At 72.2% G+C, this 25,895-nt stretch carries 24 protein-coding genes; 9 read left to right on the top strand and 15 right to left on the bottom strand.

Annotated features, from left to right (window positions below):
* Positions 1-38 precede the first annotated feature (38 nt).
* Positions 39-839 carry a carbon-nitrogen hydrolase family protein gene (locus ACV7NM_RS26530; protein ID WP_463412625.1) on the bottom strand — a complete coding sequence of 267 codons (801 nt, stop codon included), beginning with the start codon at positions 837-839 and terminating at the stop codon, positions 39-41.
* A 471-nt stretch (positions 840-1,310) separates the two neighbouring features.
* Here ACV7NM_RS26530 and ACV7NM_RS26525 point away from each other — a divergent pair, with 471 nt between their 5' ends.
* The gene (locus ACV7NM_RS26525) at positions 1,311-2,027 is read left to right on the top strand and encodes a GNAT family N-acetyltransferase (protein WP_463414075.1); all 717 of its coding nucleotides are present in this window, start codon (positions 1,311-1,313) and stop codon (positions 2,025-2,027) included.
* Positions 2,028-2,127: 100 nt separating this feature from the next.
* Positions 2,128-2,430 (top strand): WhiB family transcriptional regulator, encoded by a 303-nt coding sequence (locus tag ACV7NM_RS26520; protein WP_463412624.1) that lies wholly within the window; start codon positions 2,128-2,130, stop codon positions 2,428-2,430.
* A 58-nt stretch (positions 2,431-2,488) separates the two neighbouring features.
* On the opposite strand, the gene ACV7NM_RS26515 is transcribed toward ACV7NM_RS26520, so the two are convergent.
* Both ACV7NM_RS26515 and ACV7NM_RS26510 read right to left on the bottom strand, forming a co-directional pair.
* Positions 2,489-2,944, bottom strand: a complete 456-nt coding sequence (locus tag ACV7NM_RS26515; protein ID WP_030027017.1) for an Lrp/AsnC family transcriptional regulator — start codon at positions 2,942-2,944, stop codon at positions 2,489-2,491.
* Positions 2,945-2,954: 10 nt separating this feature from the next.
* Positions 2,955-4,409, bottom strand: a complete 1,455-nt coding sequence (locus ACV7NM_RS26510) for an amino acid transporter (protein WP_463412623.1) — start codon at positions 4,407-4,409, stop codon at positions 2,955-2,957.
* A 370-nt stretch (positions 4,410-4,779) separates the two neighbouring features.
* Between ACV7NM_RS26510 and ACV7NM_RS26505 the strand changes: the two genes are divergently transcribed.
* From ACV7NM_RS26505 to ACV7NM_RS26480, 6 genes are all read left to right on the top strand, one after another.
* Entirely contained in the window at positions 4,780-5,796 is a 1,017-nt protein-coding gene (locus tag ACV7NM_RS26505) for a GDSL-type esterase/lipase family protein (protein ID WP_463412622.1), read from the top strand.
* A 117-nt stretch (positions 5,797-5,913) separates the two neighbouring features.
* A complete protein-coding gene (locus ACV7NM_RS26500; protein WP_463412621.1) occupies positions 5,914-6,849 on the top strand; it encodes an SCO0930 family lipoprotein in 936 nt (311 codons plus the stop codon).
* Positions 6,850-6,986: 137 nt separating this feature from the next.
* A complete protein-coding gene (locus ACV7NM_RS26495) occupies positions 6,987-7,820 on the top strand; it encodes a LytR/AlgR family response regulator transcription factor (protein WP_463412620.1) in 834 nt (277 codons plus the stop codon).
* A 205-nt stretch (positions 7,821-8,025) separates the two neighbouring features.
* Entirely contained in the window at positions 8,026-8,301 is a 276-nt protein-coding gene (locus ACV7NM_RS26490) for a hypothetical protein (protein ID WP_463412619.1), read from the top strand.
* Positions 8,302-8,438: 137 nt separating this feature from the next.
* On the top strand, positions 8,439-10,181 hold the full coding sequence (locus ACV7NM_RS26485; protein ID WP_463412618.1) for a sodium/solute symporter: 1,743 nt from the start codon (positions 8,439-8,441) through the stop codon (positions 10,179-10,181).
* Positions 10,182-10,189: 8 nt separating this feature from the next.
* Entirely contained in the window at positions 10,190-11,425 is a 1,236-nt protein-coding gene (locus ACV7NM_RS26480; RefSeq protein WP_463412617.1) for a sensor histidine kinase, read from the top strand.
* A gap of 99 nt (positions 11,426-11,524) precedes the next feature.
* Here ACV7NM_RS26480 and ACV7NM_RS26475 read toward each other — a convergent pair whose 3' ends face one another.
* Positions 11,525-12,970 carry a GuaB1 family IMP dehydrogenase-related protein gene (locus ACV7NM_RS26475; protein WP_463412616.1) on the bottom strand — a complete coding sequence of 482 codons (1,446 nt, stop codon included), beginning with the start codon at positions 12,968-12,970 and terminating at the stop codon, positions 11,525-11,527.
* Between the two features lie 256 nt (positions 12,971-13,226).
* On the opposite strand from ACV7NM_RS26475, the gene ACV7NM_RS26470 reads away from it, so the two are divergent.
* Positions 13,227-13,592 carry a cupin domain-containing protein gene (locus ACV7NM_RS26470; protein ID WP_463412615.1) on the top strand — a complete coding sequence of 122 codons (366 nt, stop codon included), beginning with the start codon at positions 13,227-13,229 and terminating at the stop codon, positions 13,590-13,592.
* Between the two features lie 7 nt (positions 13,593-13,599).
* On the opposite strand, the gene ACV7NM_RS26465 is transcribed toward ACV7NM_RS26470, so the two are convergent.
* The 11 genes from ACV7NM_RS26465 to ACV7NM_RS26415 form a co-directional block, all read right to left on the bottom strand.
* Entirely contained in the window at positions 13,600-14,757 is a 1,158-nt protein-coding gene (locus ACV7NM_RS26465; RefSeq protein ID WP_463412614.1) for an XdhC family protein, read from the bottom strand.
* Positions 14,757-16,037: an IS701 family transposase gene (locus ACV7NM_RS26460; protein ID WP_463412613.1), complete on the bottom strand. Its 1,281-nt coding sequence runs from the start codon at positions 16,035-16,037 to the stop codon at positions 14,757-14,759. Before ACV7NM_RS26460 ends, ACV7NM_RS26465 begins: the two co-directional genes overlap by 1 nt.
* Before the next feature lie 72 nt (positions 16,038-16,109).
* Complete coding sequence (locus ACV7NM_RS26455; RefSeq protein ID WP_136210807.1) at positions 16,110-16,757, bottom strand: TMEM175 family protein; 648 nt, start codon at positions 16,755-16,757, stop codon at positions 16,110-16,112.
* 84 nt (positions 16,758-16,841) lie between these two features.
* Positions 16,842-17,183 carry a nuclear transport factor 2 family protein gene (locus ACV7NM_RS26450; RefSeq protein WP_136210809.1) on the bottom strand — a complete coding sequence of 114 codons (342 nt, stop codon included), beginning with the start codon at positions 17,181-17,183 and terminating at the stop codon, positions 16,842-16,844.
* A 30-nt stretch (positions 17,184-17,213) separates the two neighbouring features.
* Complete coding sequence (locus tag ACV7NM_RS26445; protein ID WP_463412612.1) at positions 17,214-18,713, bottom strand: ATP-binding protein; 1,500 nt, start codon at positions 18,711-18,713, stop codon at positions 17,214-17,216.
* Positions 18,710-19,969, bottom strand: a complete 1,260-nt coding sequence (locus ACV7NM_RS26440) for an MFS transporter (protein WP_463412611.1) — start codon at positions 19,967-19,969, stop codon at positions 18,710-18,712. Before ACV7NM_RS26440 ends, ACV7NM_RS26445 begins: the two co-directional genes overlap by 4 nt.
* A gap of 30 nt (positions 19,970-19,999) precedes the next feature.
* Complete coding sequence (locus ACV7NM_RS26435) at positions 20,000-20,824, bottom strand: FAD binding domain-containing protein (protein ID WP_463412610.1); 825 nt, start codon at positions 20,822-20,824, stop codon at positions 20,000-20,002.
* Positions 20,821-23,226 (bottom strand): xanthine dehydrogenase family protein molybdopterin-binding subunit, encoded by a 2,406-nt coding sequence (locus tag ACV7NM_RS26430; RefSeq protein WP_463412609.1) that lies wholly within the window; start codon positions 23,224-23,226, stop codon positions 20,821-20,823. Before ACV7NM_RS26430 ends, ACV7NM_RS26435 begins: the two co-directional genes overlap by 4 nt.
* A gap of 4 nt (positions 23,227-23,230) precedes the next feature.
* Entirely contained in the window at positions 23,231-23,770 is a 540-nt protein-coding gene (locus ACV7NM_RS26425; RefSeq protein ID WP_463412608.1) for a (2Fe-2S)-binding protein, read from the bottom strand.
* Positions 23,755-24,369: an NADPH-dependent F420 reductase gene (locus tag ACV7NM_RS26420; RefSeq protein ID WP_463412607.1), complete on the bottom strand. Its 615-nt coding sequence runs from the start codon at positions 24,367-24,369 to the stop codon at positions 23,755-23,757. The genes ACV7NM_RS26425 and ACV7NM_RS26420 overlap by 16 nt, the downstream gene beginning before the upstream one ends.
* A gap of 9 nt (positions 24,370-24,378) precedes the next feature.
* Positions 24,379-25,872, bottom strand: coding sequence for an aldehyde dehydrogenase family protein (locus ACV7NM_RS26415; protein WP_463412606.1), 1,494 nt, complete (start codon positions 25,870-25,872; stop codon positions 24,379-24,381).
* Between the last annotated feature and the right edge of the window lie 23 nt (positions 25,873-25,895).

Below are 25,895 nucleotides of genomic sequence, written 5' to 3'. Positions count from 1 at the left end.
GGACTGTGACAGGTGGGGCGGGCGGGGAGGGGGAGGGCTCAGACGAGGGAGGCGTAGAGCCCGGGACGGCGGTCGCGCAGGTACGGATTGGTCTCGCGCGAGACCCGCAGCAGCTCGGGGTCCACGTCACCGAGGACCAGCTCCTCGCCGCGGCCGGCCCGCGTGCGGGTGACCCCGTCAGGACTGGCCAGGCAGCTGAGGCCGACGAACTCGAACTCGCCCTCGGGGCCCGTGCGGTTGACGTACGCGACGTACATCTGGTTCTCGAAGGCCCGTACCGGTACCAGCTGTTCGGCGACGAACTGGAACGGGTGCATCTGCGCGGTGGGGACCAGGAGGAGGTCGGTCCCGGCGAGCGCGTGGGCCCGGACGTTCTCGGGGAACTCCACGTCGTAGCAGATCATGACGCCGACGCGGAGGCCGTTCAGGTCCGCCTGGACGACGGGGGTGTCGCCGGGGGTGAAGGCGTCCTGTTCGAAGCAGCCGAAGAGATGGGTCTTTCGGTAGTTCGCGAGCGCGCTCCCGTCGGGACCGATGAGCTGCGCCGAGTTGTAGACCGCCTCGCCCGCCCGCTCGGGGTAGCCGTACAGGACGGCTACCCCGTGGCGGCGGGCGATCTCGCCGATGGCGACGGCGGACGGGCCGTCGGCCGGTTCGGCGAGCCCGGGGATGTCCTGGAGGTCCAGCGCGTAGCCGGTCAGGAACATCTCCGAGGTCACGAGGAGCCCGGCCCCGCCCTGTGCGGCGCGCGCCGCGGCCTCGTCGAGCCTCTTGAGGTTCTCGGCGGGGTGGCCGAGGACTCCGGAGCTCTGGAGGAGAGCGGTGCGCAGCGGGGGCATGGGCGTACCTCTGTGACGGGTGGGGAGGGTGTCCTTAGACGGTACGTTCGTCCGTTCGACCGCGACAAGACGTGTCCGTTGCGCTCGGAGCACCGATTCGTTGCGTGTTTCGCGACTGCCGCGGAGATTCGTTGCACGGCCGGCGTGCGGGCCTGTGTCGGGTCCCGTCGTCGCGACGGCGTGGGCGCGCGAAGGGCGCGGGTACGAGGGTACGCGCGTACCCGGCCGGCGCGGAATTCCCTCCCGGGACGCCGGCTCGGCCGGCGGGCGCGGCGGGCGGCGGGCGCGGCGGGCGGCGAGGGGGCCTCATGGCCGGGGCCATCCCTCGCGCTCCCGGCCCCGGGGCATAAACCGCCCCGGTGGGGCGCTGACGTCCGTGGCCGTGTCCCGCAGCGTCATGGCGTCCCTCAGGGCCGTCGGGAAGGGGGACGGCCGATGCCACACGCCTCCGACCCGAAGGACCCGCCCTCCATGGCCCCCGACTCGGACACCCTCGCCGCCGCCGGCGTCACCCACCCCCTCGACAACCCGGTCTGGGCCGCCCTGACGGGTACGCACCGCGCCTACGCCGAGGTGGCCGGACGCGCGGCCCGCTACCTGCCGGACGCCAACCCCTTCGCCGCCCTCGCCGATCCGACGGACCCGAGGGCGTGGGCGGACCTGGCGGCCCTCGTCGGCCCGGGCCGAGAGGTCTGGCTCACCGGTCTGCCGACCCCGCCCGAGGGGTGGGAGACGGTGCGTTCCATACCGGGCGTGCAGTTGGACGGCAGCGCGGTACGTGCCGAGGCCGACCCCGAGGCGGTCCGGCTGGGGTCGGACGACGTGCCCGAGATGCTGGAGCTGGTGCGCCTGACCGAGCCGGGGCCGTTCGCCCCGCGCACCGTGGAGCTGGGCACGTACCTCGGGATACGGCGCGGTGGCCGACTGGTCGCGATGGCCGGCGAGCGGATGCGACCGCCCGGCTGGTCGGAGATCAGCGCGGTGTGCACGCTTCCCGAGCACCGGGGCGAGGGACTGGCCGGGCGGCTGGTCCGCGCGGTGGCCGCCGGCGTCCGCGAGCGCGGGGACGTTCCCTTCCTGCACGCGGCCGCCGCGAACACCGGCGCGATCCGGCTGTACCGGTCGATGGGGTTCAGCCTGCGCCGCGAGCCGGTGTTCATCGGACTTCGCACCCCCGGCGGCCGCTGAGCCGGAATGCGGGGATTCCCGTACGCGAGAAGGGGTTTCAGTGGGCGGGGAAGGGGTCACACGCGCTGATACCGACGACTTCCCACGGAAAGGAACCGCCATGTCCGACGTCTCCCGCCTGCCGGGTTCCGCCCACCACTACTGGCAGTGGCAGACCCGTGCCGCCTGTCGGGACCTGGGTTCCGGCCGGTTCTTCCACCCCGCCGGAGAGCGGGGCGAGGACCGCGAGGTCCGGGACGAGGCGGCCAAGCGCGTCTGCGCCGGATGCCCGGTGCGCGCGGCCTGCCTGGAACACGCGCTGACGACCCGCGAGCCGTTCGGGGTGTGGGGCGGCCTCACGGAGGAGGAGCGCCGCGCCCTGCTGGACGAGCGCACCCCGGCCCGGGTCGCGCAGTCGGCTTGAGGTCCCTGTCCGGGCGGTCTTCGGCGCCGGGCGGCCGAGGAGATCGCCCCGGCAGGGGCTACGCCGGGGCGCCGGAGGTGAAGCGGCGCAGCAGCGGGGAGAGGACCAGGACCGACTTGGTGCGCTCCACGAAGGGCTCGCCCGCGATGCGCTCCAGCACCCGCTCGAAGTGGCGCATGTCGGAGGCGAAGATCTGGACGAGGGCGTCCGCGTCGCCGGTGACGGTCGACGCGGACACCACCTCGGGGTACCGCTCCAGGCCCCGCCGGATGTCGTCCGGCGAGGTGTTGTGGCGACAGTAGATCTCGATGAAGCCCTCGGTCTCCCAGCCCATGGCGGCCGGGTCCACGCGGACGGTGAAACCGGTGATGGCCCCTTCCGCGCGCAGCCGGTCCACGCGCCGCTTCACGGCGGGGGCGGAGAGCCCGACCTCGGAGCCGATGTCCGCGTAGGAACGCCGGGCGTCCTCGGCGAGGGCGTGCACGATGCGTTCGTCGAGATCGTTCAGTCGCACTGCGGGTGGATCACTTTTCTGCTGTGGCCAGTCGGGAGCGGCGGATGCCGTACAGGAAGTAGACCACGAGGCCGACGGCCATCCAGACACCGAACGCGACCCACGTGGCGCCCGGCAGGCTGTACATCATGTAGGCGCAGGCGAGGAAGCCGAGGATCGGCGTCACCGGGAAGAGTGCCACCTTGAAGGTGCGCGGCATGTCGGGCTTGGTGCGGCGCAGGATGACGACGGCCACATTGACCAGGGCGAAGGCGAAGAGCGTGCCGATGCTGGTGGCGTTCGCGAGCTCGCCCAGGGGGATGAAGGCGGCGAGGGCGCCGCAGAAGAGCGAGACGATCACCACGTTGGCGCGGGGCGCGCCGGTCTTGGCGTCGACCTTGGCGAAGACCTTGGGGACGAGGCCGTCGCGGGACATCGCGAAGAGGATGCGGGTCTGGCCGTAGAGCACGGCGAAGACGACGGAGGCGATGGCGACGACCGCGCCGGCGGCGAGGACGACGCCCCAGACGCTGGTGCCGGTCACGTTGGTCATGATCTGGGCGAGCGCGGCCTCGGTGCCCGCGAAGTCCTTCCACGGCATGGCGCCGACGGCGACGAAGGCGACGAGGACGTACAGGATCGTGACGATGCCCAGGGAGAGCATGATCGCGCGCGGGAGGTCCTTCTTCGGGTTCTTGGCTTCCTCACCGGCGGTGGAGGCGGCGTCGAAGCCGATGTAGGAGAAGAAGAGCGTGGAGGCGGCGGCGCTGATGCCGGTGACGCCGAGCGGGGCCAGCGGGGTGTAGTTGCCGGACTTGATGCCCATCACGCCGATGCCGATGAAGAGCACGAGCGTCACGATCTTCACGCCGACCATGATTGAGTTGATCGTGGCGCTCTCCTTGGCGCCGCGCATCAGGAAGACCATGGCGAGCAGGACCACGACCAGCGCGGGCAGGTTGATCCAGCCGCCCTCGCCCATCGGGGCCGCGATCTTCTCGGGGAGGGTGACGCCTATGGTCCCGTCCAGCAGCTCGTTGAGGTACTGGCCCCAGCCGACGGCGACGGCCGCGACGGACACCGCGTACTCCAGGACCAGGCACCAGCCGCAGATCCAGGCGACGAACTCGCCCATCGTGGCGTAGGAGTACGAGTACGAGGACCCGGAGACCGGGACGGAACCGGCCAGCTCGGCGTAGGAGAGGGCCGAGAACAGGGCGGTGAGGCCCGCGATGACGAAGGAGATCGTCACGGCCGGGCCGGCCTTGGGGGCGGCCTCGCCGAGGACGACGAAGATGCCGGTGCCCAGGGTGGCACCGATGCTGATCATGGTCAGCTGCCACATGGTGAGCGAGCGGCGCAGGGAGCCGCCCTCACCCTGGCCGCCCTCGGCGACCAGCTGCTCGACCGGCTTGCGGCGCAGCAAAGGATGGGCAGGCTTGCTGGGCTCGGACGTGAGCGGTGGCGCCTGGCCGGTTTCGAGCACGAAAGGACTCCTTTGACACTGCGGATGGGGACTCTCAGGCGTCGACCGCAGCAGTCCGGAGCAGGAACAGGCGAGCAGGAGCGTGCCTGGGCATGGGGGACCGCCGAGCAGGCGGTCCGCGCCACTCCACGTACAGCGAGTGAGCCTACGAGCTGAGTGATACCGCCCGTAATGCACCATCCTTGCACATTGACGCACGATCGTTGCGCGGATCTGTCCCGGATGGTCCTTTGTTGCGCGCGGATGATCGATCACTGCGCAGGCCGCTCCGAAGCCCGTTTTCAGGGCTTGTGCCCCGCGGCGGTCGAACCCCTCCCCGGCGGGGTACGAGTCGAAGCGGTTCCCCCACCCGAGACGACGGAGGCGATGCGTGAGAGCGGCGAGCGGCGCGGACGACGCGTGGCAGGACCCGGGCCCCTTCCTGCGCGGAGTGGCCTGGTTGGACGAGGGCCGTCCGGTGCGCGCCGACCCGGCGGACACCATGCGGCTGCCCTGGGACACCGGCGAACGGGCCGCGATCCCCATCGGGGTGCGACTGGAGTTCACCGCCGGCCGGGCGCACGCCGTGGAGATCCGGTACCGGGCGACCGTGCCCGCGCCCACCGACGCGCTGCGCGACATCGCGCACGGCTTCGCCCTGTGGGACCGCCACGGGGTGGTCACCGAGGTGTGGACCGACCCGGCCCCGGAGGCCGTCGTACGGATGGGCCTGCCGGGCGGCGCGGGGCCGTTCACCGTCCACCCGCCCGAGGCCCAGTCGCCGCTGATCCTCGGCGTGCGCGGTGTCGGCGGCCCCCTCTCCCCCGCCCCGCCGGCCCCGCGCTGGGTGGTGCACGGCGACTCGATCACCGAGGGCTGGTGGTCCACGCGCCCCGCCCACGGCTGGGCCGCCGTCGCCGGGCGGGAACTGGGCTGGGACACCGTCAATCTCGGGTACGCGGGCGCCGCGCGCGGAGAGCTCGCCACGGCCGAACAGCTCGCGGGGCTCCCCGCCGACGCCCTGACCCTCGCCTTCGGCACCAACTGCTGGTCCCGCGTGCCCTTCTCCGCCCCGATGCTCTACGAGACCACGCGCGCCTTCCTCGACCTCGTCCGCCAGGGCCACCCGCACACCCCGCTGCTGCTCCTGTCCCCCGTGCTGCGCCCGGAGGCCGAACGCGTCCCGAACCGGCTCGGCGCCACCCTGGGCGCCCTGCGCGACGCCATGGAGCGCGCCGTTCGCGACCGGATCGCCGCCGGGGACGGCCGGCTGGCCCTGCTGCCGGGCCGGGACCTGCTCGGACCCGAGCACCTCGCGGACGGGCTGCACCCCAACGACGACGGACACCGGGTCCTGGGCCTCGCTGTGGTCACGGCCCTGCGGCGGGCCGGGTTCGACGCGGGATAGGTGAAAGAGGACACAGCGACGCGATTGAACAGAGCGCTCCCCCGACGACGTGTCCTGCACAAGTTGCCGACGCTCCGACGACGGACTCGGCGGACACCACACGTGGGAGAGATCAACATGGGTATCAAGCGCGGAACTTCCCTGGCCGCGATCGCGATCGTCGTCACCATGACGGCGACCGCGTGCGGTGGCGACGACAAGGCGGCCGACACGACCAAGCCCGCCGCGGCCGTCGCCTCCCAGGCTCCCGCGGCGGATGCCTACGGGGCCGACCCGGCCGCGGCCGGCGCCCCGGGCGCCAAGGGCGCCGGACAGCTGGCCATCGCCGCCAACGACCAGCTGGGCCCGGTGCTCACCGACAGTGCCGGTTTCACCCTCTACCGCTTCGACAAGGACACCGCCAAGCCGCCCAAGTCGAACTGCGACGGCGACTGCGCGAAGGCCTGGCCGGCGGTCGCGGCCGGGGACGCCACGGCCGCCGCCGGCATGGACGCGTCACTGCTCGGCGAGGTGGTGCGCACCGACGGCGGCAAGCAGCTCACGGTGGCCGGCTGGCCGGTGTACCGGTTCGCCAAGGACACCAAGGCGGGCGACACCAATGGCCAGGGCGTGGGCGGCACCTGGTTCGCCTCGGCGCCCGACGGCAAGAAGGCCGCGAAGCCGGCCACCGCGCCGGCCGGAGCGGGTCGGACCGCGGACGCGCTGACCGTGGCGAAGGACCCCAAGCTCGGTGAGCACATCGTCGACGGCAACGGGATGACGGTCTACCGGTTCAAGCCGGACACCGCCTGGCCGATGGTCTCCAAGTGCGAGGGCGACTGCGTCGCCAAGTGGCCGGTGGTGCCCCCGGTGGACAAGGTGAACGCCAAGGGCATCATCGAGAAGAACTACCTGGTGCTGGACCGCCCCGACGGCAAGAAGCAGCAGACGGTGAACTGCTGGCCCGTCTACACCTTCACCGGGGACAAGAAGGCCGGCGACACCAACGGCCAGGGCGTGGGCGGCACCTGGTACGCGGTCGCCCCCGACGGCAAGCTCATCACGGCGCAGTAGGGCGCCCGACCGAACGACCACCGGACCGCGCGGCCCCCGTCCTCCCCTCCCCCCGAGGGCCGGGGCCGCGCACCCGTTTCCCGCCGCCGCTCCCGCCCCCGTTCCCCGCGGCGGCGGTGGAACCTAGACTCGGCCGCATGCTGCGCGTACTCGCCGTCGACGACGAGAAGCCCCTCCTGGAGGAACTCCTCTACCTGCTGCGCTCCGACCCGCGCGTGAGCAGTGCGGAAGGCGCCTCGGACGCCACCGAGGCCCTGCGCCGGGTCACTCGGGCACTGGAGAGCGGCCCGGACGGCCCCGACGGCATCGACGTGGTCTTCCTCGACATCCACATGGCCGGGCTGACCGGGCTGGACATCGCCCGGCTGCTGGCCGGGTTCGCCCGACCCCCGTTGATCGTGTTCGTCACCGCGCACGAGGGTTTCGCCGTCCAGGCCTTCGACTTGAAGGCGGTGGACTACGTGCTCAAGCCGGTGCGTCCGGAGCGGCTGGCGGAAGCCGTTCGCCGCGCGTGCGCCCAGTTGGGCCGGCCGACCGGGACCGCGACCGCGCCGGACGCGGCCGGGCTCCCGTCGCCGCCCCCGGTCGTCCCCGCACAGCGCCGTCCGGCCCCCGACGTCACCGTCGCCGACCGGTCCGCGGAGCAGATCGCCGTCGAACTGGGCGGGGTGACCCGCTTCGTGGCGATCGCCGACATCGCGTACGTCGAGGCACAGGGCGACTACGCCCGGCTGCACACCGACGACGGCAGCCACCTGGTGCGCATCCCGCTGTCGACGCTGGAGGAACGCTGGGCGCCCCGCGGCTTCGTGCGCATCCACCGGCGGCACCTGGTGGCACTCGGCCGGATCGACGAACTGCGCCTCGACGGGGGCACCACCAGCGTCCGCGTCGGGTCGGCGGAGCTCCAGGTGAGCCGGCGGCACTCGCGGGAGCTACGGGACCTGCTGATGCGGCAGGCGACCGGCTGACCACCGGGCGCCGTCCGGCCCGCGGTGTGCGGCATCCGCCGAGCGTCATCCGCCGACCGTCCGGCGTGCGCGGGCGCCGTTCGTCGCGCCGGAACGGGCGTACGGCGATCCTCCGGGCCCGTCCGTCGCAGCGGTGAACGGAACCGGCCCCGGCCGTGGGGCCCGCGCGTATCGTGGATCTTCCGGTCCGGGAGGAGCCCCGCACATGCCCGACATCCAGGCCATGCTGGACGCCCTCACCGAACTGCCCCGGACCCGGCCGGCCGGCCCCGCCGAGGCCGAGGCCCTGCTCGCCCGGTTGCGCAGCGTGGCGGCACGCTGGGCCGATGTGTTGTACGAGGCCCAGGAGGGCGCCCGGCAGCAGGTGCCGCCGCGCGCGGAGGCGGCGCTGACGCTCGCTTTCCGGCGGGCGGAGGAGTCGTACGTGGAGCTGGAGATCGCCCTGCGGGACTGTGCGGAGCACCGCGACCCCGCCGTCTGAGCCGCTCTCGCCCCACCGCCCCGACCCCCGCCACGTGACCCCGGGTTCGGCCGGCCATGAGCCGGATCGCGTCTGTCCCCCGGTGCGCGGCGCTGCATAGACTCCGGAGACCTCTCTCCGAGCCGAAGGACGCGCCGGTGAACCAGACGTACGCGCTGACCGCGGTCATCGTCGTCGTCCTGGTCACCGTGCTGGTCGGCGCGCTGGGTCTGCGCATATCCCGGACCACCTCCGACTTCTACGTGGCCTCGCGCACCGTCGGCCCCCGCCTGAACGCGGCGGCGATCAGCGGGGAGTACCTCTCCGCCGCCTCCTTCCTCGGGATCGCGGGGCTCGTGCTGCTCCAGGGGCCCGAGATGCTCTGGTACCCCGTCGGGTACACGGCCGGGTACCTGGTGCTGCTGGTCCTGGTGGCGGCTCCGCTGCGGCGTTCCGGCGCTTACACGCTGCCCGACTTCGCCGAGGCCCGGTTGGAGTCGCGGGCGGTGCGGCGGTTCGCGGTGCTGTTCGTGATCGGCGTCGGTTGGCTGTACCTGCTGCCCCAACTGCAGGGCGCCGGGCTGACCCTGAGCATCCTGACGGGCGCACCGCACTGGGTGGGCGGCGTCGTCGTCGCCTCCGTGGTCACGGCGGCCGTGGGGGCGGGGGGGATGCGCAGCATCACCTTCGTGCAGGCCTTCCAGTACTGGCTCAAATTCACGGCCCTGCTGGTCCCCGCGTTCTTCCTGATCGGCGCCTGGGCCGCGGACGGTGCGCCGCGCGCCACCTTCGACGCTCCGGCGGTGTTCCGCGAGCACACCACCGTCACTCCGGGCGAGGACCTGCGGATCTCACTGGCCGAACCGCTCACGTTGACCGTGACGGGGCGGGTGGACGGTCGCTCGTACACGGCGGAGCCGGTGACCCTGGCCGCCGGACAGCACACCGTACGGGCTCACGCGCTGCTCCGGTTCGCCCCGGACAGCGCGGTGCCGGACTCCGGGGCGCAGGCGGGGCCGGAGGGGGCCGGTCGGTCGGAGCCGCTGTCGACGAACCGGCGGCAACACCGGCTGTACGCCACGTACGGGCTGATCCTGGCCACCTTCCTCGGCACGATGGGCCTACCGCACGTCGCCGTGCGGTTCTACACGAGCCCCGACGGGCGGACCGCCCGTCGCACCACGCTGGTGGTGCTCGGGCTCGTCGGGGTGTTCTACCTGCTGCCGCCGGTGTACGGGGCGCTCGGTCGGATCTACGCGCCCGAGCTGGCCCTGACGGGGGACGCCGACGCCGCCGTACTGGTGCTGCCGGAACGGGTGTTGGGCGGGCTGCTCGGGGAGCTGCTGGGGGCGCTGCTGGCCGGGGGCGCCTTCGCGGCGTTCCTGTCGACTGCTTCGGGGCTGACGATGGCGGTGGCGGGAGTGCTGCACCAGGACGTGCTGCCGGGGCGCCGGGTACGGACGTTCCGGTTCGCGGTGGTGGTGGCGATGCTGGTGCCGCTGCTGGGGGCGGTGGCCTCCACCAACGTGCCGGTGGCGGACGCGGTGGGGCTGGCCTTCGCGGTGTCGGCGTCGTCCTTCTGCCCGCTGCTGGTACTCGGCATCTGGTGGCGCGGACTGACCCCGCCGGGCGCGGTGGCGGGGCTGGTCACGGGTGGCGGGGCGGCGCTCGGCGCGGTGGTGGCCACCCGGGGCGGGCTGGTGCCGGCGGGTTGGGCGCACACCCTGCTGGCGTGGCCGGCGGTGTGGTCGGTGCCGTTGGGGTTCCTGACGATGGTGACGGTCTCGCTGGCCACCCGGTCCCGTGTCCCGGCCGGGACGGCGGCGACCCTGGCGCGGCTGCACCTGCCGGAGGACGTGGCCGGGGACCGGAGCGGGCGCGCGCGGTGGCCGGGGCGGTGACGGGGGGGATGACGGGGACGGTGTTGCCGGCGGTGGCCGCGCTGGCGGCGGTGGCGCTCCTGGCCCTGGGCTGGGCGGGCGGCCGGTGGCAGGCCCGGCGCCGGGAACGGGCCGCGGGCATGGACCTGGGCACCCCCGTCGAACGGGCCACCTTCCACACCCTGCACACCGCCTCGCTGGCAGCTCCTCCGCTGCGGGCAGGGCTTACGGAGGACGCTGCGCGCAAGGCCGCCCGGCGACTGCGGTCGCTGCTGGGGACCGAGGCGCTGTGCCTCACGGACCGGGAGGCGGTGTTGGCCTGGGACGGGCCGGGCGCCGACCACCACCAGCGACGGGCGATGGCCCGGGTGGCCGGGATGCTGGAGTCGGGGCGCAGCCTGAGTCTGCGCACCGACTGCCAGCGGCCCGGCTGTCCGCTGAAGTGGGCGGTGTTCGCCCCGCTGACCGGCGAGGACGGGGTGCTGGGCGCGCTCGTCGCGTACGGCTCGCGGGAGTCGGCGGTGCTGGTGCGGGCCGCGACGGAGGTGGCGCGCTGGGTGTCGGTCCAGTTGGAGCTCTCGGAGCTGGACCGGTCGCGGACGCGGCTGATGGAGGCGGAGATCAAGGCACTGCGGGCGCAGATCTCCCCGCACTTCATCTTCAACTCGCTCGCCGCGATCGCCTCGTTCGTGCGTACCGACCCCGAGCGGGCGCGGGACCTGCTGCTGGAGTTCGCCGACTTCACCCGGTATTCGTTCCGCCGGCACGGCGATTTCACCACGCTCGCCGAGGAGTTGCGTTCCATCGAGCAGTACCTGGCCCTGGCCGGGGCCAGGTTCGGGGACCGGCTGACGGTGACCTTGCAGGTCGCGCCGGAAGTGCTGCCGGTGGCGCTGCCGTTCCTGTGCCTGCAGCCGCTGGTGGAGAACGCGGTCAAGCACGGGTTGGAGGACTCCACCGACCGGTGCCGGATCACCATCGCGGCCCGGGACGCGGGCGCCGAGGCGGTGCTCACCATCGAGGACAACGGCGTGGGGATGGATCCGGCCCTGCTGCGCCGCATCCTGACCGGCGAGCGGACGGGCTCTTCCTCGGGGGTGGGGCTGCCGAACGTGGACGAGCGGATGCGACAGGTCTACGGGGACGACTACGGGCTCGTCATCGAGACGGGGATCGGCGCCGGGATGAAGGTCACGGTACGGATTCCCAAGTACCGGGCGGGCGTGCACACCTCGGGCCCCCGGGAGCGGCCCCACCGGCCTTGAACGCGGCGAACGCTCGACCGGTCGGGCAGCGGCGGCACCGGGTACGACCGTGGCCCCGGTCCCCGTCCGAGCGGACGGGGGCCGGGGCCACGGAGGGGGCTACTGGTTCCAGCTGGCGTGCAGGGGCTTGCCCTCGGCGTAGCCGGCCGCCGACTGGACGCCGACCACGGCCTTCTCCTCGAACTCGGCGAGCGAGCCCGCGCCCGCGTACGTGCAGGAGGACCGCACGCCCGCGATGATCGAGTCGATCAGGTCCTCGACGCCGGGCCGGGCCGGGTCCAGGAACATGCGGGAGGTGGAGATGCCCTCCTCGAACAGGCCCTTGCGCGCACGGTCGTACGCGGACTCCTCCGAGGTGCGGTTCTGCACGGCGCGCGCCGACGCCATGCCGAACGACTCCTTGTAGAACCGGCCGTCCGCCGACTGCTGGAGGTCGCCCGGGGACTCGAAGGTCCCCGCGAACCAGGAGCCGATCATCACGTTCGACGCGCCGGCGGCCAGGGCCATCGCCACGTCGCGCGGGTGGCGGACGCCGCCGTCGGCCCACACGTGCTTGCCGTGCTTCTTCGCCTCCGCGGCGCACTCCAGCACCGCGGAGAACTGCGGCCGGCCCACGCCGGTCATCATGCGGGTGGTGCACATGGCGCCGGGGCCCACACCGACCTTGATGATGTCCGCGCCGGCGTCGATCAGGTCCTTGACGCCCTCGGCGGCGACGATGTTGCCGGCCACGATCGGGACCTGCGGGTCCAGCGCGCGGACCGCCTTGATCGCGCTGATCATCGACTCCTGGTGGCCGTGGGCGGTGTCGATGACGAGCGTGTCCACGCCCGCGTCGAGCAGCTGCTTGGCCTTGCCGACGAAGTCGCCGTTGATGCCGACCGCGGCGGCGAGGCGCAGCTTGCCGTTCGCGTCGGTCGCCGGGGTGTAGAGGGTGGCGCGCAGGGCGCCCTTGCGGGTCAGGAGGCCGACGAGCCGGCCGTCACCGTCGACGGCCGGGGCCAGCTTGCGGTGGCCGGCGTCTAGCTTGTTGAAGGCCTCGCGGGGGTCGATGTCGGCGTCGATGAGCAGCAGCTCCTTCGACATGACCTCGGAGAGCTGGGTGAAGCGGTCCACGCCGGTCAGGTCGTGGTCGGTGACGACGCCGACGGGCCGGTTGTCGGCGTCGACGACGACTCCGGCGCCGTGGGCCCGCTTGGGCAGCAGGGACAGCGCGTCGGCGACGGTCTGGGTGGGCGCCAGGGTGATGGGGGTGTCCAGCACGAGGTGGCGCGTCTTGACCCAGGAGATGACGTCGGTGACGATCTCGATCGGGATGTCCTGCGGAATGACGACGATGCCGCCGCGGCGGGCGACGGTCTCGGCCATCCGGCGGCCCGCGATCGCGGTCATGTTGGCCACGACGAGGGGAATGGTGGTACCGGTGCCGTCGGGCGAGGAGAGGTCCACGCCCTGGCGGGAACCGACCGCGGACCGGCTCGGCACCATGAACACATCGTCGTACGTCAGGTCGTACGGCGGCTTCTGGTCATTGAGGAAACGCACGTGCTGAACATCCCAGTCGATCGGAGTTGGCCCTCGACAGGGCAGCCGAGGAAACGCACGTACTTCATTCTCCCATGACCCGGTGTTTATGCAGCCCGGTCCGATCGTCCAGGACATAAGGGACCACCTGGTCGGTTCCTCCAGGCCGAGCGGCCGCACCGGCTCGTCGCGCAGGGGACCCGGCAGCGGCGGAGAGTGGGAGAGAGGACGTCAGGGGACCTGTCCGGCCCCCGGCGGAGCACCTCCTGGAGGAAGCATGCCTGCGATGAAGCGGGACGAGACACCCGTCGTCCTCGAGGGTGACGGCCTGGATGTCAGGGTCGAGGAGATCGGCGGTGGCCTGAGCGTGGGCTTCTTCCATCTGCCCGAGGGCACGGACATGGGCCCGGCGCTCACGGGGCTGCCCGACGACATGTGCCCGTGCCCGCACTGGGGCTACCTGCTCAAGGGCCGGCTGCTGATGCGGTCCTCCGACGGGGAGACGGTCTACGAAGAGGGGCAGGCCTTCTACTGGGGGCCGGGCCACGTTCCGGTGGCGCTCAGCGACACCGACTACGTCGATTTCTCCCCCGGCGACGCGATCCGGCAGGTCGTGGACCACGTCAAGGGCAAGGCGGGCTAGGGCCGCTTCAGCCCCTCCCCGCCGGCTCGCCCACCGGGAGGACGCGGCGGTGGACGGGGCCGGGGCGGTCGGTCAGGGGGGTCACGCTGCCGCCGTGGCGGACCGCGGTGAACTCGGCGGCGATGGCGAGGGCCGTCTCCTCCGGGGTGCCGCCGCCCAGGTCGAGGCCGATGGGCGAGCGCAACCGGGCCAGCGCGGCCTCGGGTACGCCCTCCGCCCGCAGCCGGGCGGCCCGCTCGGTGTGGGTCCGCCGCGATCCCATGGCCCCCACGTACGCGAGCGGCAGCCGCAGCGCGAGGGACAGCAGCGGTACGTCGAACTTCGCGTCGTGGGTCAGGACGCAGACGGCGGTACGGGAGTCGAGCCTGCCCGCCTCCCACTCGGCGGCGAGGTGGCGGTGCGGCCACTCCACGACCACCTCGTCGGCGCCGGGGAAGCGGGCCGCTGTGGTGAAGACCGCCCGGGCGTCGCAGACGGTGACCCGGTGTCCGAGGAAGGCCCCGATCCGTGCCAGCGCGGCGGCGAAGTCGATGGCCCCGTAGACGATCAGTCGGGGCGGCTCGGCGGCCGACTCGACCAGCAGGGTCAGGGGCGCCCCGCACAGTCCGCCGGCCGTCCCCAGGGCGGCGGTGCCGGTCCGCCCGGCGAGCAGCATGTCGCGCACCCGTTCGGCGGCGGCCCGGTCCAGGGCGGGTTCGCCGCCCAGGTGGCCCTCGTAGGAGCCGTCGGCGTGGACGGCCAGCGCCCGGCCGAGCTGGCGGGGCGGCCCGGTGACCACCCGGGCCAGCGCGGTGCGCCTGCCGGTCTCGGCGTGGTGGAGCACCGCGCGCAGGACGGGCCGCACGGGGTCGTGCCCGCGCACCGGGGTGATCAGTACGTCCAGGACACCCCCGCAGGTCAGCCCTACCGCGAAGGCGTCGTCGTCGCTGTATCCGAAGCGGTGGACGCCCCCTTCCCCGGTGGCGATCGCCTCCAGGCACAGCTCGTGGACGGCGGACTCGACGCAGCCCCCGGACAGGGAGCCGAGCGCGGTGCCCCCGGCGTCGACGGCCAGCGAGGCCCCGGGCCCGCGCGGCGCGCTCCCGCTGACGGCGACGACCGTGGCCAGTGCGAACTCGCGCCGCTCGGCGCACCAGGCGCGGAGTTCCCCCGCGATGTCCAGCATCAGCGGATGTACGCGCGGCGGGGGGCCTGCCCGGGTATGAGCGGCCTCGGCGGCAGGACGGCGGGCGGGCGGGGGCGGGTCGGGCCCTGGTAGGGCAGGGCTGCCGGGTCGGGGAGGCGGGCGCCGGCGCTGCCCAGCAGCCGGGCGGCGTGGGCGACGCTGGCGAGGGTGGCGTGGTGGTGCCAACCGCGGAAGGAGCGGCCCTCGAAGTCGCGTATCCCGACGGGTTCGCAGGTCTCGGCGAAGTCCAGGGAGACCCGGTCGGTGAGTTTGGCCAGCAGGAAGAGTTGGGCGAGCGGCCGGTCCCCGATGTTGGTGATCCAGAACTCCGAGGGCAGCAGGGCGGCTTCCGTCCAGGCGCCGACGAGCAGCAGCGGGGTGGCGGGCGCGGGGGCGGGCCGGTCCTCGCCCGCGGTGGCGAGGATGGAGGCCGAGGTGAGCAGGGTGACCGCGCCCTCGGCGCGACCGTGGCGGGTCCATTCGACGACGCGGCGTTGGGAGCGCAGTGAGTCGATGAGTTCCCGGGCGGGCGCGGTGTGCGGTCCGGGCTTGTGGCGTCCGGACCCGCCGAAGGAGACGGGCAGTGAGCCGTCGACCTTGAAGACGAAGGGGATGTCCTGGAGCGTGAAGGACTCGATGCACTGCGGGAGGTCGCTGTTGGAGACCTCCATCACCACGGGCCGCCGCTGGAGTTGCCAGGTGGCGGCCATGCGCTGAACGGCGTGTACGGCGTCCTGCGCGGGCGTGAGCGAGCGCGCCGTGTCGGGGATGCCGGCCCGGCGACGGCGCAGCAGTTCGCTGGTCCAGGGCCCGGGGAGGGTGAGGGTCCATTCGACCGGGAAGCTGGCCTCGCTGGAGGCGAGCCAAATCCCCCCGGCCTGCTGACAGTTGGCGGTGCGCCCGAGTTGTGGGACGAATTGCCGCCCCACGCCCACCGAGCGGTCGCCCGCCTTCTCGACGACCATCGGCTGCACCACCCAGGCGAGCGGGCGCTGGGCGGTGCGTTCGATGTGCTGGGCGAGGGACCGGCGTACGGGGGTCCAGTCCCAGGGGGATTTGCTGATGAACTGCTGGAGGCTCTGCTCGACGGAGCTTGCGCCGGTTCCGGCGATGTTGCGGATTGTTTTCTTCCCGTTGGTCCGTACGAGACCATTGAGATAAACGCGGGCCCAGTTTCGCTGGTCCCGCCGGGGTAATGACTCGAAGAACAGAGAGATCAGGACGTCGATCAACTCGGAGATTTCCTTTGCGGAATCCTCCGGCAGGACTACGCGAGCCATCTGGGCCTCCCCCGCGACCAGCTAGATCCAATACCCTACTTGACCGCCGAGAACGGCCGTAGGCCCGGGCGGCTACTTCCTGAGGTCGCCGGCAGTTGCGAGCCGCTCTTCCTCTACCACGAGCGGGATCGGGATCTGGTTCGCCGCGTAGTAGAGCGCGATGACGAAGTGTGCGACGAGAGTGAGTGGTGCGGAGAAAAAGGACAGGAGCACCGTCATGGGGTAAGCGATCGCCCCCAGACCGAACCGCATTCGGGTCGCCCGGGCACCGTCCTTGTCCACCTGTTCGTGGAAGAGGTGGCCGACCCGGGTGACGTACCACCAGAAGGCGAGGAAGGCCAAGGCGTAGGCCACGGTGAGCGAACTGTAGAGGATGGCGGCCGCGTTGGCCGACCCGCCCTCCTCCATGAGGTGTTCGGCGAGAACGGTCGTCGTGTACGGGATCACCGATACCACCATCAGCACCAGGAGATTCAGGAACAACAGCGGGCGGTCGACCCGCTTGAGGTGACTGAAGATGGTGTGGTGGTTCACCCACATCACGCCGATGATGAGGAAGCTCACCACATAGGCGGCGTAATGCGGCCACTGCTCCCAAACGCCGTGCCAGAACTCGGACCCCGTTTCTTTCGGAACTTTGAGTTCCAGAACGAGAATCGTAATGACGATGGCGAACACGCCGTCGCTGAATGCCTCGACGCGACCGGTTTCGCGCTCCATTGACTCCCCTTTGTCACTCGTTCCGCGCATACGGGGAGGGCGCTGCCCCCGCCCTCCCCGCACACGCTACCCAGTCCTCGGGGCTCAGCCGCCGAATCCGGCGGTCTGACGCCAGATCCGGCCATCGCGGACCACAAGTGTCCCGAACGCGTGCTCCGGTTGGCCGTTCAGGTTCATGATCGCCCGATAGAAGATCGTGTCCTCGGTCTCGACGTACTCCTGGAGCTCGACCAGGGTGGGCTTGACCGAGAGGTAGCCGGTGAACGTCTCGCGCACGGCCTCGATCCCCACCGAGGCCCCCTCGAAGCGCAGCAGCACGGCGTCGTCCGTGTAGTTCTTCATGACCGCCTCGATGTCGAGTGCGGCGAGCGCCTCCATCTGGCGGACGAAGACGGGGTGCAGCTTGGAGATGTCGTACGTGGCCATGTTCGACTCCACTGTCTCGATGGAACGGGCTCAACTGGTGCCGGAACCGGCCCGACCGGCCGGAACGGCTGCGACGGTTGCCGTCGGCGGGCTGGCGAGCGGCAGCCGTACGACCATCCGGGTCTCGCCCGGACGGGAGCGGGCCGTGATCGACCCGTGGTGGCGTTGGGTCACGATCCGGTAGCTGAGGTGCAGCCCCAGACCCGTGCCCTTCCCCACGTCCTTGGTGGTGTAGAAGGGTTCGAAGATCCGCGGCAGGACGTCCTCGGGGATGCCGCGCCCGGTGTCGATTACCTCCACGACCATGCAGACGCCCTCCTCCCGGGCCCGCAGCGTGAGGGTGCCGTCGCCTTCCATGGCCTCGGCCGCGTTGTCGACGAGGTTGGTCCACACCTGGTTCAACTCGCCGGGATAGCCCGTCAGTTCGGGCAGGTCGGGTTCGTACTCACGTACCAGGGTGATGCCGGAGAGCTTCGAGCGCAGCACGACCAGCGTGTTCTCCAGACCGTCCGTCACCGGGAAGCGCTGTTCGGGGGCCCGGTCCAGGTTGGCGTAATCGCGGGTGGCGGCGACGAGCTGGGAGATGCGCGGGCCCGCGGCCCGCAGCTCGGCGGCCAGGGAGCGGATCTCCAGCAGCGCCGCCAGGTGGTCCAGGGCGGCGGGCAGGGCCGGCTCGCCGATCCCCTCCAACCGCTCCAGCAACCAACCCAGGTCCAGCCCGAGGTCCGACACCCCCGATCCCAGCAGCCCCGGCCGTTCGGTGCCCGCATCCTCCGCCCAGTCCGATATCTCCTCCTCGGCGTCCGCCTGTGCCAGCGGGTCGGAGGTCTGCGGCGGCGTCAGCTTGTCCAACTCGTCGGTGAGCCGGTCCAGCAGGGAGCGCTCTCCTCCCGAGGCGGCCGCGCCCCAGGCGTGTGCGGTGCGGGTCAGCCGCTCCAGGGCGGGGGCGAGCTCCTGCGCCGCCCGGGCCACCGCGGCCGCCGGGTTGTTCAGCTCGTGGGCGAGGCCCGCGGCGAGGGTGCCGAGCGCCTCGACGGTGGCGCGTTTGCGGGCCTGCACCTCGGAGGACTTGATCCGCCAGGCCAGTACGGGCAGCAGGACGGCCGCCACGCCGTGGCAGCGGGTCAGCATCTCGAAGAACACCGGCTTCGGGTATCCGACGACCGTGGTCGCGGGTCCGGACGCGGACGCGGTGGCCACGTAGGAGCCGTCCGTCAGCAGCGGCAATTCGCCGGTGAAGCGGTGCGCGGCCGAGGGTTTGCCGTCGTGTTCCTCGGCGGCGGCGCTCTCCTCCTCGGTGGAGTGTCGGGTGAGCACCTCCTCGCGGCCGTCGATGACCTTGGTGACGACGAGGCCGCCGGAGAGCAGCACGTGGAAGCAGGTGGCCTCGTCCCCGTCGCGGAAGAGCACCTCGCCGTCGGACAGCACCCGGGGTTCGGTGACCGAGACCAGCCAGTCCAGTTGCTCCTCGGTGAGACCGGCGAAGATCTCCAGCTCGCGCAGGGCAGACCGCAACTCCGGGCCGCTCATGCCGTACTCCCCTCTGCCCGCGTACGGGCGGACAGCCGCAAGGTGACGATCAGGGCCAGCGCGCACACCCCGGCGACGACGGCCATGAAGCCGACCGAGGTGCGGTGCAGGCCGTGGATGTTGGTGAGCATCCCGGCGAGCACCGACGGGACGCTCATGGCGAGATACGCGAACACGTAGACGGCGGCGGTGAGCTCGCCGCGGTGGGCGGGATCGGCGAGCGTGCTGAGTGCCCGGAAGGAGCCCAGGAAGGCGGCCCCCCAGCCGGCGCCCAGCACGGCCGTGGCGACGAGGAAGACGGGGGCCGACCCGAGCCCGAGCGCAAGCAGCACCAGCCCCAGACCGGCCAGCAGGCCCAGCAGTCCGATGACGGCGGTGCGTAACGCCTCGGTGCGGCCGAGCAGCAGTTGCGCGCCGGTCGCGGCGCCCGCGAGCAGGGCCACGGTGGCCCCGCCCACCAGGTAGTTGGTGCTGCGGAGCAGGGACAGGGCCAGGTGCGGGCCGAGCGAGAGGTAGAACCCGCCGACCGACCAGACGGCGACGATGGTGAGCACCAGGACGGCGAAGCGGCCGCCGGCGCCGCGCGGTATCCGGATGCGGTGCGGGGCGATGCGGAAGCCGCCGGCCCGCAGCCCCGGCGCGCTCTCGCCCATCCGGACCACCCCGACCAGCGTGAGCGCGAAGGCCCCGACCAGCAGGACGTAGCTCAGCACGGTGGGCGCGGGCCCGTACTGGACGAGCAGCCCGGCGCCCAGGCCGCCCAGCCCGATGCCCACGGTGGGGCCGGCGCTGTTGACCTGGGCCCCGAGCGCGGGTTTGGAGCGCGGGGTGAGTTCCAGCAGGGCAGCGCCCATCGCCCCGGTGGCCAGGCCGACCGCCAGCCCCTGCACGGCGCGGGCGGCCAGCAGCAGCCCGAGCCCCTGGGCCCCGGCGAACAGGCCCATGGACACGATCGCGAGGACCAGCGCGGCGCCGAGGACGGGCCGCCGTCCGAGGGTGTCGGACAGCGACCCGAACAGCAGGAGCCCGGCCAGCACGGTGACGGCGTACAGGGCGAAGACCACCGTGATGGTGCCCGACGACAGGCCCCACTTCTGCTGGTAGAGCACGTACAGGGCCGAGGGCACGGAGGACGAGAGCATCAGCAGGACGAGGACCGCCCCCACCACCCAGAAGCCGGAGCCTCTGGGCGCGCCGGCCGGCCGGCCGCTCGGGTGCGCGATGTCCCCCGTGGTCGTCTTGGTCGGTTCGGCCACTGTCGTCAACTCCCCCGTGATGGACGGTGATCAGGCGAGTGCCTGGGCCCTCGCCAGTGCGCGGGCCGTCAGGACCCCCGCGAGATGGCCGAGGTACTCGGCCGATGTGCCGCGGCCCGGGACGAACAGCTCGCGGGGCTCGGCGCGGAAGGCGGCGAGCACCTCGTCCGTCGTGTACGGGCCCGCGCGCAGCCGGTCCTCGACCCCGCGCAGGCGCAGGGCGCGGGCGGTTGCCCCGGTCACCGCGATGCGGGGGCCGTCGGCGGTGAGGCGTACGGCGCTCGCGCACAGCGGGTAGCGGGTGGCCCGGTCGGCGCTCTTCTCGAAGGCGGCCGCGGGTCCGCCGGCGGGCACCAGCAGGGCCGTGATCACACGGCCCGCCGGTACCCCGGAGGCGGCGAGGTCCTCGGCCGCCACCGTCGTCCGGCCGCGGGGGCCGGCCAGTTCGACCTCGGCGCCGGCCGCGATGGCCGCCGGCGGCAGGTCGGTGGGGCGGCCGGTGGCCGCCAGGTTCCCCCCGGTGGTGCCGAGGTTGCGCACTTGGGGGTCACCGTTGGCGCGGGCCGCGGCGGCGATCTCGGGGGCCCGCGCGAGCACCAGTGGGTGCGCGGCGAGTTCGGCGAGCGTGGTCAGCGCCCCGATCCGCAGCGTGCCGTCCGGGGTGGTCTCCACGCCCCGGAGTTCCTCCAGGTGCCGTACGTCGACGAGCAGGCCGGTCCGGGCGGCGCCGGCGCGCAGGTCGGGCAGCAGGCTCTGGCCACCGGCCAGGGCCACGGCCCCGGGGGTGCCCGCCAGGAGGGCGAGCGCCTCTTCGAGGCCGACGGGCCGTACGTAGTCGAACTCGGTGAGGATCACTGGGCTTCCCCTCTCAGGCGGCGCCAGACCTTTTCCGGTGTGAGGGGCATGTCGATGTGCCGGACGCCCAGGTCGGACAGGGCGTCCACGACGGCGTTGACGACGGCGGCGGCCGGCGGCACGGTGGCGATCTCGCCGGCCCCCTTGGCGCCGAGCGGGTTGTGCGGGCTCGGGGTGGTCGTCTTGTCGAGGGAGAAGAAGGGCACGTCGGCGGCGCGCGGCAGGGCGTAGTGGCCCAGGTCGCAGCTGATGAGCAGCCCGTTCTCGTCGTATTCGGCGGCCTCCATGAGGGCTTGCCCGAGGCCGTGCACGATGCTGCCCTCGATCTGACCGAGGACGATCTTCGGGTTGCCGATGTTGCCCGCGTCGTCCACGGCGGTGTAGGACACCACCTCGGTCTCGCCGGTCAGTTCGTCCACCTCGACCACCGCGACGTGCGTGCCGAACGGATAGTTGAAGTCCGGCGGGTCGAAGTGGGTGGTTTCGTCGAGGGCGGGTTCGATCTCGGGGGGCAGCCCCCAGCCGTACCACATGGCCATGGCCAGCTCGGCGAACGTCTTCGCGTTCTCCTCGTTGCCCTCCTCGTGGACGCCGCCGTTCGCGTAGACGACCTTCTCCTCGGGGACGCCCAGGAAGACGGCGCCAGCCTTGACCAGCTTCGCCTTGAGTTTGCGGGCGGTGAGGGCGACGGCCGGCGCGGCCATGCTGTAGGAGCGCGAGCCGTAGGTACCCTGCCCGTACGGGGCCTTCTGCGTGTCCCCCTCCAGAACCTGTACCTGCGCCGGGTCGATGCCGAGTTCGTCGGCGGCGACCTGGGCGAAGACGGTGCCGTGGCTCTGGCCGGTGGAGGCGGAGCCGACGGTCACGGTGACCTCGCCGGTGGGGTGGACGCGGATGTTCGCGCTCTCCCAGGTGCCGCCGAGCATGCCCTCCTTCGACATCCGGGTGGAGGGGCCGACGCCGCAGATGGCGACGTAGGAGGCGATGCCCACGCCGAGCCGCTTGCCTCGGGCCCGGGCCTGCGTCTTGCGGGCGGGCATGTCGGCGTAGCCGGACAGCTCGATGGCCCGGTCGAAGTTGAGCTGGTAGTCACCGGAGTCGTAGGTCCAGCCCAGCCCGTTGTCGTACGGGAACTTCTCCTTCGGCACCAGGTTCTTGCGTCGCACGACCGCCGGGTCCATGCCGATCTCGCTCGCGTACCGGTCGACGAGGCGTTCCATCAGGAACGCGGCCTCGGCGCGTCCGCTGCCTCGCTGGGCGCCGAGCGAGACGGTGTTGGTGAAGGCGGCGTAGACCTCGCAGAAGGCGGCGGGGATGTCGTACATGCCGCTGATGGAGCGTCCCATCAGGGCGGTGGCGACTCCGGGGCCGATGGTGGAGGGGTAGGCGCCCAGGTTGGCGTAGCTGGTGGCGCGCACGGCGGTGATCCGGCCGTCGCGGGTGCCGGCGAGGGTGACGTGCTGGCGGTGGTCGCGGCCCTGGACGGTGGAGTTCATCAGGCCGGTGCGGGTGTCCACCCATTTCACGGGCCGGCCGAGCGCCTTGGACAGCAAGAGGACCAGCGCCATGTCGGGGTAGAGGTAGCCCTTGGTGCCGAAGCTTCCGCCCACGGTCGGCGCGATCACCCGCAGCTTGTTGAAGGGGATGCCGAGGACCAGGGCGGAGAGCAGGAAGCGGTGGTTGTGCGGGCCCTGGGTGGAGGCGTAGAGGGTGTACTCGCCGGTGGCGGCGTTGTAGTCGCCGACCGCGCCGCGGGGCTCGATGGGGCTGTTGATGGTGCGCTGGTTGACGAGGTCGAGTTCGACGGTGACCTCGGCCTCGGCGATGGCCGCGTCGGTGCGGTCCTTGTCGCCGCAGGTCCAGTACGCGTTCAGGTTGCCGGGGACGGCCTCGTGCAGTTGGGGAGCGCCCTCGGCGAGGGCCTCGTCGGCCCGGGTGACGACGGGCAGCGGCTCGTACTCGACGGCGATGGCGGCGAGCGCGGCGGCGGCCTGGCGGGGGGTCTCGGCGACGACCACGGCGATCGGGTCGCCGACGTGCCGGACGGCGTCACCGGTCAGGACGGGGCGGGCGCCGGGAAGCCCGTAGGGGTGGGGCGGGAAGTGGCTCTCGACCCCGCCGGGTATCCAGATGCAGGGCAACGGCATCACGTCGGTGAAGTCGGCGGCGGTGGCCACTTTCAGTACGCCGGGCAGTTGTTCCGCGGCCTTGGTCTCGATGGACAGGATCTTCGCGTGGGCCACCCGGCTGCCGAGGATGGCCATGTGGGCGGTGCCCGGCAGGTTGATGTCGGCGACGTACGTGGCCTCGCCGCGCAGCAGCTGCGGATCCTCCCGGCTGTCCAGCGGCTGTCCCAGCACTCCGTTGCCCTGGAGAGCGCTCTCCCCCGTTACTGTGGTCATCGCCTCACACCTCCTGTCCGGACGCCGACGCGGCGGGCGCGGCGGCGGGTTCCTCGGCGCGGGCGGCGGAGCAGGCGCGCTGCACTCCGCGCACGACGCTGTGGTAGCCGGTGCAGCGGCACAGGTTGCCGGTGAGCCATTCGCGGATCTCGGCCTCGGTGGGTGCCTCGCGGTCGGCGGCGTCATCGGTGAGCGCGGTCTCGACGAATTCCCCGAGCGCCATCACCATGCCGGGGGTGCAGAAGCCGCACTGGGTGCCGTGCTCTTGACGCAAGGCTTCCTGGAGGCCGTTGAGTTCGCCGCCGGGGGTGGTGACCCCCTCGATGGTGGTCACCTGGGCTCCCGCGGCCGACGCGGTGAGGACCAGGCAACTCTTGACGGACCTGCCGTCGAGCCGCACGACGCACGAGCCGCACTGGCCGGTGTCACAGCCGACCTTGGTCCCGGTCAGTCCCAAGCCTTCACGGAGCCGTTCCACGAGCAGTTCGTTCGGCGGGGCCGAGAACTGCTCGGGTCTTCCGTTCACGTTCAGTGAGAGATCCATGCGAGCGCCTGCGCTTCCGTGAGCGGCCGGTTGAAGAGAGGTCCGCCGGGCTGTTGGAGAATTCCTCCGGAGTGCAGCGGTCCGGTGTCGACGGGGGCGAATCCCAGATCAGAGATGATTCCCGCGACGATTTCCTTCGCTTTTCCGTCGTCGCCCGCCGTGAAATGGGCCAGCCGTTCGCCCGCTTCGGTGCCGGCCACGGCGAGAGTCTCGAAATGCATGGTGTTCAGGGATTTCACGACCCGGGCGCCGGGATACCACTCGGCGACCAGGTCGCTGGAGCCGCGGCCGCCGAGATCGGCGGGGGTCCCGGCGCCGCCGAACGCGTTGGTGGCGTCCACCAGCACCTTGTCCTGTACGACGTGCGGCGGCAGCAGCCCCCGTACGCGGTCGAACGGCAGCATCAGCACCAGCAGGTCGGCCCGGCCGGCGGCATCGGCGGGGTGCGCCGCCGATGCCGCGGGGCCCAGTTCGGCCAGCAGCGGGGCCAGGGTCCGCGGGCCACGGGCGTTGGCGAGCACGACCTCGTGGCCGGCGGCGACCAGGATGCGGGCGAGGACCGTGCCGATCCGGCCGGTGCCGATGATGCCTGTGCGCATTGACACTCCTCAGTCCATCCCGATCCAGACCGACTTGGTCTGGGTGTAGCTCTCCAGGGATTCGGGCCCGCACTCACGGCCGTAACCGGAGGCCTTGTAGCCGCCGTAGGGCACCGAGGGGTCGTACTGGTTGTAGCAGTTGACCCAGACGGTCCCCGCCTTGATCTGCGAGGCCACCCGGTGGGCGCGCCGCAGGTCCTTGGTGTGCACCCCGGCGGCGAGGCCGTACGCGCTGTCGTTGGCGATGCGCACGGCGTCCTCCTCGGTGTCGAAGGGGATGATCGACAGGACCGGGCCGAAGATCTCCTCCTGGGCGATCCGCATCCCGTTGTCGACACCGGTGAAGACGGTCGGCAGGAAGTACAGGCCCCCCGACAGGCCCGTGGACGTGCCCTCCGGGATCCATCCGGTGCCGCCGGTCCGCAGGACGGCGCCTTCCTTCTCCCCGACCTCGATGTAGGAGCTCACCTTGTCGAACTGGCCTCGGTGGGCGAGCGGCCCGAACAAAGTGGCCGGGTCGCGCGGGTCTCCGGGCTTGAGGGCGGAGGCCCGCCGCACCAGCCGTTCGACCATCTCGTCGTGGATGGGGCGCTGGAGCAGCAGCCGGGAGCCGGCGGTGCAGATCTCGCCCTTGTTGTAGTAGATGCCGAAGAAGGCCAGTTCCTCGGCGGCGGCCAGGTCCGCGTCGGCGAAGACGATGTTGGCGGACTTGCCGCCGAGTTCCATCGTGACCTTCTTCAGGGTGCCGGCCGACTTGCGGATGATCGCCTGGCCGACCGCCGTGGAGCCGGTGAAGGCGATCTTGTCGATGCCGGGGTGGTCGGTGAGGGTCTCCCCCAGTTCCACGCCCGGACCGGTGATGACGTTCAACACCCCGTCCGGGATCTCCGCCTCCTGGAACAGTTCGGCGATCTTGAGGGCGGTGAGCGGGGTGGCCGGGGAGGGCTTGTGGACGACCGTGTTGCCCGCGGCGAGGGCCGGGGCGATCTTGGTCATCGACAGCAGCAGCGGGAAGTTGAACGGGGTGATGGCGCACACCACGCCCAGCGGTTCGCGCAGGGTGTAGGCGAGCTGGCCGCCGGCCGGGGCCCGCGAGGAGCCGTCGACACGGGTGACCGCGCCCGCGTAGTAGTGCATGAGCTGGGCGGCCATCGGGGCGTCGACCGTGCTGGAGAAGGCGAACGGTTTGCCCATGTCCACCGTCTCCAGCAGGGCGATCTCCTCCAGGTCCCGCTCGATGAGCTCACCGACCCGGTTCAGCCGCAGCGCGCGTTCCTGGGCGGACAGTCTGCTCCACGGGCCTTCCTCGTACGCCTGGCGGGCGGCGGCCACGGCCGCGTCCGCGTCCGCGGCGGTGGCCTGGGCCACCGGTACGATCTCCCGCCCGTCCACGGGGCTGACGTCCGGTTCGGTCCGGCCGTCCTGGGACGCGACCCATCTGCCGCCGATGAAGAGCTTCCCGGGGTTGGCGAGGGGCTGGCCGCTCAGCTCACGCTTGGTCATGGCTGCCTTCCGTGTCGGGGGTG

This window comes from Streptomyces sp. Tek67B01, assembly GCF_055231995.1.
Note: the sequence above shows the minus strand (reverse complement) of the source record. Positions and strands in the feature narration are given on the sequence as shown.